The 8543-nt window shown below is 45.8% G+C and carries 8 protein-coding genes; 6 read left to right on the forward strand and 2 right to left on the reverse strand.

The annotated features are described in order from the left end of the window. The first annotated feature begins 326 nt into the window (after positions 1-326). The 5 genes from J7545_RS14410 to J7545_RS14430 all read left to right on the forward strand — a co-directional run bounded on the left by J7545_RS14410 (position 327) and on the right by J7545_RS14430 (position 4961). On the forward strand, positions 327-1511 hold the full coding sequence (locus tag J7545_RS14410) for a cyanophycinase (protein WP_318719746.1): 1185 nt from the start codon (positions 327-329) through the stop codon (positions 1509-1511). Then, positions 1512-2693 carry an urea ABC transporter permease subunit UrtC gene (urtC, locus tag J7545_RS14415; protein WP_318702019.1) on the forward strand — a complete coding sequence of 394 codons (1182 nt, stop codon included), beginning with the start codon at positions 1512-1514 and terminating at the stop codon, positions 2691-2693. Next, complete coding sequence (urtD, locus tag J7545_RS14420) at positions 2690-3463, forward strand: urea ABC transporter ATP-binding protein UrtD (RefSeq protein ID WP_318702018.1); 774 nt, start codon at positions 2690-2692, stop codon at positions 3461-3463. Before urtC ends, urtD begins: the two co-directional genes overlap by 4 nt. A gap of 78 nt (positions 3464-3541) precedes the next feature. Next, a complete protein-coding gene (gene urtE, locus J7545_RS14425) occupies positions 3542-4264 on the forward strand; it encodes an urea ABC transporter ATP-binding subunit UrtE (protein WP_318702017.1) in 723 nt (240 codons plus the stop codon). A gap of 217 nt (positions 4265-4481) precedes the next feature. After that, on the forward strand, positions 4482-4961 hold the full coding sequence (locus J7545_RS14430) for a CYTH domain-containing protein (protein ID WP_318702016.1): 480 nt from the start codon (positions 4482-4484) through the stop codon (positions 4959-4961). Between the two features lie 121 nt (positions 4962-5082). Here J7545_RS14430 and J7545_RS14435 read toward each other — a convergent pair whose 3' ends face one another. Then, positions 5083-6045 (reverse strand): aldo/keto reductase, encoded by a 963-nt coding sequence (locus J7545_RS14435; RefSeq protein WP_413038639.1) that lies wholly within the window; start codon positions 6043-6045, stop codon positions 5083-5085. A 92-nt stretch (positions 6046-6137) separates the two neighbouring features. After that, complete coding sequence (gene rlmN, locus J7545_RS14440; protein ID WP_318702014.1) at positions 6138-7208, reverse strand: 23S rRNA (adenine(2503)-C(2))-methyltransferase RlmN; 1071 nt, start codon at positions 7206-7208, stop codon at positions 6138-6140. A 2-nt stretch (positions 7209-7210) separates the two neighbouring features. Here rlmN and lgt point away from each other — a divergent pair, with 2 nt between their 5' ends. Further along, complete coding sequence (gene lgt, locus J7545_RS14445) at positions 7211-8089, forward strand: prolipoprotein diacylglyceryl transferase (protein ID WP_318702013.1); 879 nt, start codon at positions 7211-7213, stop codon at positions 8087-8089. Positions 8090-8543 lie beyond the last annotated feature (454 nt).

Raw genomic sequence — 8543 nt, forward strand, 5'->3', positions numbered from 1 at the left:
CTACTAATACTAGCAGATATAACGTTAAATATTGTGTAAGACTAAAATGGGCTTTGAGGATTTTCTGGTATAATTCAGGAAACATTTGAATTTTTGGTGGTCTCTACCAGACCACTTTACCTCTTTTAGCGTTCGCGAAGCGACTCCGCAGGAGTCTCGCCAGCTTTCCGTTGAGATTTTCAGCAAAATACCACCGAAAAAGGTCGCTATAGCGACCTTTGAGCTGCCTTGTCACCCCTTGAGGAGTCATCCATCCCTTTTCCTGTAAAATGGGGTCTCTATTCATATATTTCGAGAAAATGACTGTTAGCTGACTGAGTAAACTGATGTCTGAAGTCTCTAAATCGGCTGGATCGCTAGTGATCATTGGAGGGGCACTCCGGTATAATAATCATGAAGTATGGAAGCGAATTGTGGAATTATCCGGAGGAAAAGGAGCTAAAATTGCGGTTTTTCCGACAGCGAGCCGTAATCCTCAAAAGACCAATTATACAGTTAACGCTTTAAATCAACAGGGTGCAGAGGCGATCGCCATTCCGGTGGCAGTAAAAAATCGTGATGTAGATTACCGAGAAGCCGTTTATGATCCCCAACTGTTAGCTCAAGTTCGTGAATGTAATGGGGTCTTTTTCACGGGTGGAGATCAGTCCTATATTACCCAAGCTTTGTATGCAGAATCGGGTGGACATACCCCTATGCTCGATGTCATTTGGGAGATTTATCGTCAAGGAGGAGTGGTTGCGGGAACCAGTGCGGGAGCAGCGATCATGAGTACTACCATGTTTCGCCATCCTCCTGATATTTTAGATGTGATGAAATTTGGGGTTCACTGGGGAAGAGAAATTAATCGAGGTTTAGGCTTTATTGGCCCGGATTTTTTTGTCGATCAGCATTTTTTAGTCCGAGGACGGTTAGGGCGATCGCTCGTCATTATGCAAACTATTGGTTATAAACTAGGATTTGGTATTGATGAAAATACGGCTCTCGTGGTGCAAAATGATGAAGCCGAAGTGATTGGCGATCAAGGAGTGCTAGTGATGGATTTATCAGAAGCCTATGATAACCCCAAAATTCCCGAATTCAATCTTGATGGTATTCGACTCAGTTATTTAGGAAAAGGCGATCGCTACCACCTGCAAACCCAAACAATTAGCTTAAGCCAAATCAAGTTAAATGGTGATAAAATTGACCCCAACGATCCCTATTTTCAGCCTTATATGAGCGGCGATCGCTTCTACCCCGATTTACTAGCCCATAGCGTCCTTGACGATCTCCTTGCTCACCTTATTGATAGTCGACAAGAGGAAGCGATCGCTCTAGTATTTAATCCCTTGTCCTCAGATCGCAAAGCCCGTCTAGGTTTTAAGTTTACATTTTGGAAAGGACAAGATAGTCTAGGATATTACACGGGCGCACTGGGCGTAACGAGCTACACAGTTTTAAACATCTATGCTGCGGTAAAACCCATACAGATGAAACCCGTTTTATATGACGAACTGAAGTCACCTTAGATGTTAAAAAGTCCTTTAGAAGTTGGTCGAATTGCTCAACAAAAACAGCGTCGCCAAAACCTGTGGATTGAATTAGGATTAGTCATTGCCATTGCCCTAATCTTAATGATCCTCATGCCGTTGATCCTGTCCCCCTTTCGCTTAAACCTATTGGGGCGATTTCTAGCTTTAGCTATTGTTGCTCTCGGTATCGATGTCATTTGGGGCTTTACCGGACTGTTGAGTTTGGGGCATGGTGTATTTTTTGCCCTGGGAGGTTATGCGATTGCCATGCATATGAAACTACAAATTCCTCCCGACTCCAGTATTCAACTGCCTGAATTTATGAGCCTCTATGGAGTCACGGAACTTCCCTGGTTTTGGGAACCCTTTGGCCCCTTTCAAATCGCTGCTTTAGCCGTTATCTTGGTTCCAGCATTATTAGGAGGGTTTTTAGGGTATTTAGTCTTCCGAAATCGCATTCGCGGAGTTTACTTTTCCATCCTCACCCAAGCCTCAACCATTGTATTCTTCAACTTCTTCAATGGTCAACAAAAACTGATTAATGGAACCAATGGACTCACCGACTTTAAAACTCTCCTGGGCTTTACCGTCAACGACCCGAAAACTCAAGTGGGATTTTATCTAATTACTATCCTGTTTTTAGCCCTCACTTATGCCCTGTGCCGTTGGCTGACGAGCGGTCGCTTCGGCCGCCTCTTAATTGCTATTCGCGATGATGAAAGTCGAGTGCGTTTTTCCGGTTATAACCCGACCGGTTACAAAGTTCTCGTATTTGCTCTTTCTGCTGGATTAGCTGGATTAGCTGGGGCATTGTTCACCCTACAAACCGGGATCATTTCTCCCAAAGCGATGGATATTGCTTTCTCAATTGAAATGGTGATCTGGGTTGCTGTGGGAGGAAGAGCGAGTTTAGTCGGTGCAATTTTAGGGGCGCTTCTGGTTAACTTTGCCCGCAGTAGATTAAGCGAACAATTTCCCGAAATTTGGTTGTTTTTCCAAGGAGCATTATTCTTAATTGTGGTGATGGTATTGCCCAGTGGGGTTGTGGGATGGTTGAGAACCGATGGCTGGAATTGGATACAAGCAAGTTTGGGCAACAAAACCGTCGTGACTTATCCCAGTTTAGACCAAGACCCGGAAGTGCAAAGAGAGCGGGAGCAGTTTGAAGAAAAATCATGAGCAAGGCTATTCTAGAGATTGAAAATTTAACTGTTGATTTTGATGGCTTTAGAGCGCTGAATCAACTCAATTTTAGTATGGAACCAGGGGAACTTCGGGTGATTATTGGTCCGAATGGGGCAGGAAAAACTACGTTTCTAGATGTGATTACAGGCAAAACTCAACCCACAACCGGACAAGTTCATTTCAAAGGTCTGAATACTCGCCGTTTAGCTGAACATCAAATTGCCCGTTTAGGCATTGGTCGCAAGTTTCAAACCCCACGGGTTTATCTGAATCTTACCCCAAGGGAAAACCTGGAACTAAGCTGTAATCCTAATAAGAACGTATTTTCGACGCTCTTGAGTCGTCCTCCAGAGAGCGATCGCCAGCGCCTGAATCACCTGCTCGAGATTACCGGACTTTCCCTGAAGGGCGATATTCAAGCGGCTCTCTTATCCCATGGGGAAAAACAACGCTTAGAAATTGGCATGTTAGTCGCCCAATCTCCCGATCTTTTATTAGTCGATGAACCGGTTGCCGGGTTAACCGATGAAGAAACGGAACAAACCGGCGATTTATTGCTAAGTTTAGCTGAAAGTCATTCTATTATTGTCATTGAGCATGACATGGAATTCGTCCGCCAAATTGCCCGTAAAGTCACCGTCCTACACCAAGGTTCTGTACTTTGTGAAGGCTCCATTGAAGAGGTGCAAAACGATCCACGGGTGATTGAAGTCTACCTGGGACAATCAGAATCAGACGATCCGAAGTCAATAGATTCGCGGTAAAGCAGGACATCACACATCATAGGCGATCAATCTAGACAGTTTCTCCATTACCCATTACCAGCTTGAAGCACTATAATCATGAACCAAGACCTATCCTCCCAACCCATTTTAAAGGTATCTGGATTGAATGTTTATTATGGAGAAAGTCATATTCTACGGAATGTGGACTTAGGAGTGAAACCGGGCCAAATGGTCTGTTTAATTGGTCGTAATGGGGTGGGGAAAACGACCTTGCTCAAGACCATTATGGGGGTTTTAAAACCTCGCAGTGGCGATATTTATCTAGAAAAGCAAAGTATTGTCGGTCTGTCCCCCGATCGCCGTGCTAAACTTGGTATCGGTTATGTGCCCCAAGGTCGGGAGATTATCCCCAGAGTCACCGTCAAAGAAAATCTGCTCCTGGGTTTGGAGTCTGGACGTGCAGGGAAAAAGAAGGAGATCCCTCCCTATATTTACGAGCTATTCCCCGTCCTAGAGAGCATGTTATGGCGCATGGGAGGGGACTTGAGTGGAGGACAACAACAACAACTGGCGATCGCCCGCGCTCTCATGGGTCATCCGCAACTGCTGGTTCTTGATGAACCGACTGAAGGCATTCAACCCTCGATTATCCTCGAAATTGAAGCAGCCGTGCGTAAAATCATCGAAACGACAGGAATCTCTGTACTCCTGGTTGAACAGCATCTACATTTTGTCCGTCAAGCTGACTGGTATTACGCCATGCAAAAAGGGGGGATCGTTGCATCCGGGCCAACTGAAGAACTCAGTCAAGATGTGATTCAGGAATTTCTAGCCGTTTAGAGAAATGACCAGACCAAAATGGCGATCGTCACGATAAACGCAATATGATTAATCCAATCATCAGAAGTCCAGTCTTTAAACATAATCACTCTTCTATTTAAGGTCTAGAGTCTACAGCGTAGATTATAGCGCTCTGTGGTAAGTTAGGGGGAAGACCCTCTAGCAATAGGCAATAGGGAAAATCTGATTTTCCCCTTTTCTTAAACTCCTTAATATTATGGCGATTGAAATTGAACGCAAATTTCTAGTAAACGGAGAAAGTTGGCGCGGATTAGGCAAAGCCACCCACTATCGCCAAGGCTATATTCGCACTGAAAATCATCAAACCGTTCGCGTGCGGATTGCTGGCGATCGCGGCTACTTAACCCTGAAATCCTTAGCCTCTGGGTCTTCTGGCATTCATCGCTTAGAATATGAATATCCGATTCCCTTAGAAGATGCCCAGGAAATGCTAGAGTATTTGTGCGATCGCCCCCAAATTGATAAAACTCGCTACACCCTAAACTGGAGCGGTATGGTTTGGGAAATCGATGAATTCGCTGGAGAAAATCAAGGATTAATCCTGGCAGAAGTTGAACTCACCGATGCCAATCAAGACATTGAATTACCCGAATGGGTTGGTGAAGAAGTTTCCGAAGATTACCGTTATTTTAATTCTTATTTAGCAAATCATCCCTATAGTCAATGGAAACATTAGAAACATTAAAGACTAGCCTGATATTCCAAGTTTTACCCGACTCCATCAATCAATAGTAAGCAAGTGGAAGAGCCTGAATCTCACTTAGATGTCAAGGGGGGACGATCGCCCACAGATTGCATTAAAAAGCCCAGAGAACAGGGTCATATTCTAGGTAATTTGTAACGGTGGAGCCGATCGCCTCAATCTCCTCTAGTTCTGCCTCAGAAAGCTGGATTTCTGCAGCGATCGCGTTATCTTGCACTTGTTGGACATTGCGAAAACCAGCGATCGCATGGGTGCGCGGTTGAGCCATGACCCACGCTAGAGCCAGTTGTGCTAAAGTACACGCTTTTTGAGCAGCGATAGGGCGTAATTGTTCCAGTGCCCGTTGTACCCGTTGGTAATGCTCCCGATTGACAAAGAGCTTGTTTTTCGCCCGATGATCGCCAGGAGGAAATTGATGATCCGGGCCGAATTTCCCCGTGAGTAATCCTTGGCAGAGGGGAGAATAGGCAAGAATTGACCAATTCTGCTCAATACAATAGTTTTGAATTTCCCCTTCAATAGTGCGCCAAAACAGGGAATAGGGAGGTTGTAAACTGTCAATGGGGCCATATTGCCGTGCTTCTTCCATTTGCGCCACAGAAAAATTAGACACCCCGATCGCCCGAATTTTGCCCTGTTGCTTTAACTCGACCATGGCTTGCATCGTTTCGGCGATCGGTACACTGTCGCTCCCCCAACTGCCAGAGGGCCAATGCAATTGATACAAATCAATATAATCCGTTTGTAAATTCTTTAACGACTGCTCGCAGGCGGCGATCGCCGCATCATAGCGAAAATCACTTACCCATAACTTAGTCGCAAAAACCATCTGATCTCGCACCTCCCGCAACGCTCTGGCAACCAGACGCTCAGAATCTCCATTCCCATACTCGGATGCCGTATCCACCGTCGTTATACCCGCCTCGAAACCCGCTCTCAGCCCTTCAATCAGCTCCTCCTCATCCGTACCCGCCCACATGCCTTTATCCGCTTGCCAAGTCCCCATAATAATGGGTGTAATCTCAATCTCCGTATTTCCTAAAGCATAAGTTTGCATCATTCTCCCTCCTTCACGAATTTAGAACCGATTGTTTTCAGCAACTATGTCCTTCATTGTTGTGCTTTAGCGCAGCAAAAAACCTAGTATTCTTAAGCGCGAGAAGCCCTCAATTGCCCACAAGCAGCATCCGCCTCTAAACCCCGCGAATAGCGCACACTCACTGCAATATGGTGCTTCGTCAAAATCTCCTGAAATTGCTCAATGCGCTGGCTATTGGGACGCTGATAATCAACTTCACTAATGGGATTGTAAGGAATTAAATTAACATGATTTTGAAATCCCCGTAGGAGGTGGCCCAATTCCACAGCATGTTGGGGCAGATCGTTCACACCTCCCAATAAAATATATTCAAACGTAATCCGCCGGCCAGTAAGCTTAACGTATTCCCGACATTCATCCATTAATTGGGGCAGCGCATATCGCAGAGCGCTGGGAATTAATTTTTCTCTCAACGCTTGATTTGAGGCGTGGAGACTGACGGCGAGGGTAATTTGCAGTTGAGCTTTGGCGAATTGGCGAATCCGTTTGGCAATACCGACCGTAGAAACAGTCATTTGTCGTTGGCCAATCCCCACATCTTTATTTAAACAGTGGAGCGATTTTAAGACAGAATCCAAGTTGAGTAGGGGTTCACCCATTCCCATAAAGACAATATGACTGACGCGCCGCCCAAAGTCATTTTGCACCGTTAAAACTTGATCGACAATTTCGTGGGGTTGCAGATGGCGCACAAATCCCCCTTTACCCGTAGCACAGAAATCGCAACCCATGGCACATCCAACTTGGGAGGAAACACAGACGGTGAGCCGTTTAGCAGTAGGAATACCGACGGTCTCAATAATTTCTCCGTCTTGGAGTTGCAGGAGATATTTAATCGTGCCATCGGGGGCGATCGCCCGATAATGGAGCGTAGAACGACCGATATTAACCTGAGCCATTTCCTGTCGCCAAGCTTGGGGAAATACCGTAATTTCTGGCAGCGATCGCGCCCCTTTCTGATAAAGCCACTGGTGTAATTGGCGGCCTCGATAGGCTGGTTGCCCGTGGTCTTGAACCCAAGTGGTGAGAGACTCTAAGGATTGACCGAGTAAGGGAGCGTCTAGAACAGGAGATGATATAACTGGAGAATTGATATTAGATGCTTTCGGGGAAAGAGACATTGATGATTGGTCTTGAGATTGGGTGGAATAGTTCTATTTTGCCCTTAGCCTTTGAATTTGCCTCTCCTGGCCCGATTATTTTCCAAATTGGTAATTTGGCGATCCGTTGGTATGGCTTGTTAATTGCTTCGGCAGTATTGTTGGGAGTAACCTTGTCCCAGTATTTGGCTCAACGTCGTGGTGTGCATCCAGATGCGATCTCAGATGTAGCGATTTGGTTAGTCCTGGGGGCAATTCCTGCGGCGAGACTGTACTATGTGTTATTCCAATGGCCCAACTATGCTGACCGTCCAGGGGAGATTTTCGCTATTTGGAAAGGGGGAATCGCCATTCATGGAGCGATTTTAGGAGGACTGTTAGCTGTATTAATTTTTGCACGACTGAACCGGATTTCGTTTTGGATGTTAACAGATTTAGTCGCTCCGTCTCTAATTCTGGGACAGGCGATCGGTCGCTGGGGTAACTTTTTTAATTCAGAAGCCTTTGGTAAACCGACGGATTTACCCTGGAAGTTATTTATTCCCGTCGATCGTCGTCCCCCGGAATATATCGAATTTGACTATTTCCATCCCACATTTCTCTATGAATCCCTCTGGAATCTGCTGGTTTTTGCTCTACTTCTGGGATTATTTTTTTATAGCTTAAACCGTAAACCGCCCCTAAAACTGGGTACGATATTTATGGTGTATATGATTGCCTATAGCTTAGGTCGGGTCTGGATTGAAGGATTGCGTACCGATAGCTTAATGTTGGCAGAGTTTAGAATTGCCCAGTTGGTGAGTTTAGGAGCGATTTCTTTGGGGGTTTTGGGCTTGGTTTGGCTTTATGGCTTCGATCGCCCGTTGCCGGATGTAGTGCCAATGACAGATAGCAATGCCTAAATTGCAGCCAATGAACCAAAAAAAGCCCCGGAGGCTAACCTCCAGGGGCTGGATCGGGGTGCATCTACCATGTCTTTATCAGAAAAATGGGTTGAAAACCCCGTCCTAAAAGGACGGCTTTGCGGTACAATAAAGTTGGTCACTGACCCACCCGCGACGATGGAAACAGAAAGCCTAACTTCAAAGATTGCTTTCATCCGCAACGGCGCAGAAAAATCGGTAGACCGGGAAAAGAGGATGGGGCAATGGGCAGTCCAACCCTTGAATCAACAAAGTAGATCAAGATTTCTTCTTTGAGATGTCAACACATAAGGCGGCAGGGCTTGCCGTGTCAGTCTGCGGAGCGAGTGTAAGACCCGAACAGAGTAAATCTGTGAAGGCAACTGCGATGAAACAGAAACCTAAATCGTGAGGTTTAGGAATCCCCTCGCCTTTAGGCAGGGGTGGATGTCAA

The organism is Roseofilum sp. SBFL (assembly GCF_017746885.1).
Lineage (GTDB): Bacteria > Cyanobacteriota > Cyanobacteriia > Cyanobacteriales > Desertifilaceae > Roseofilum.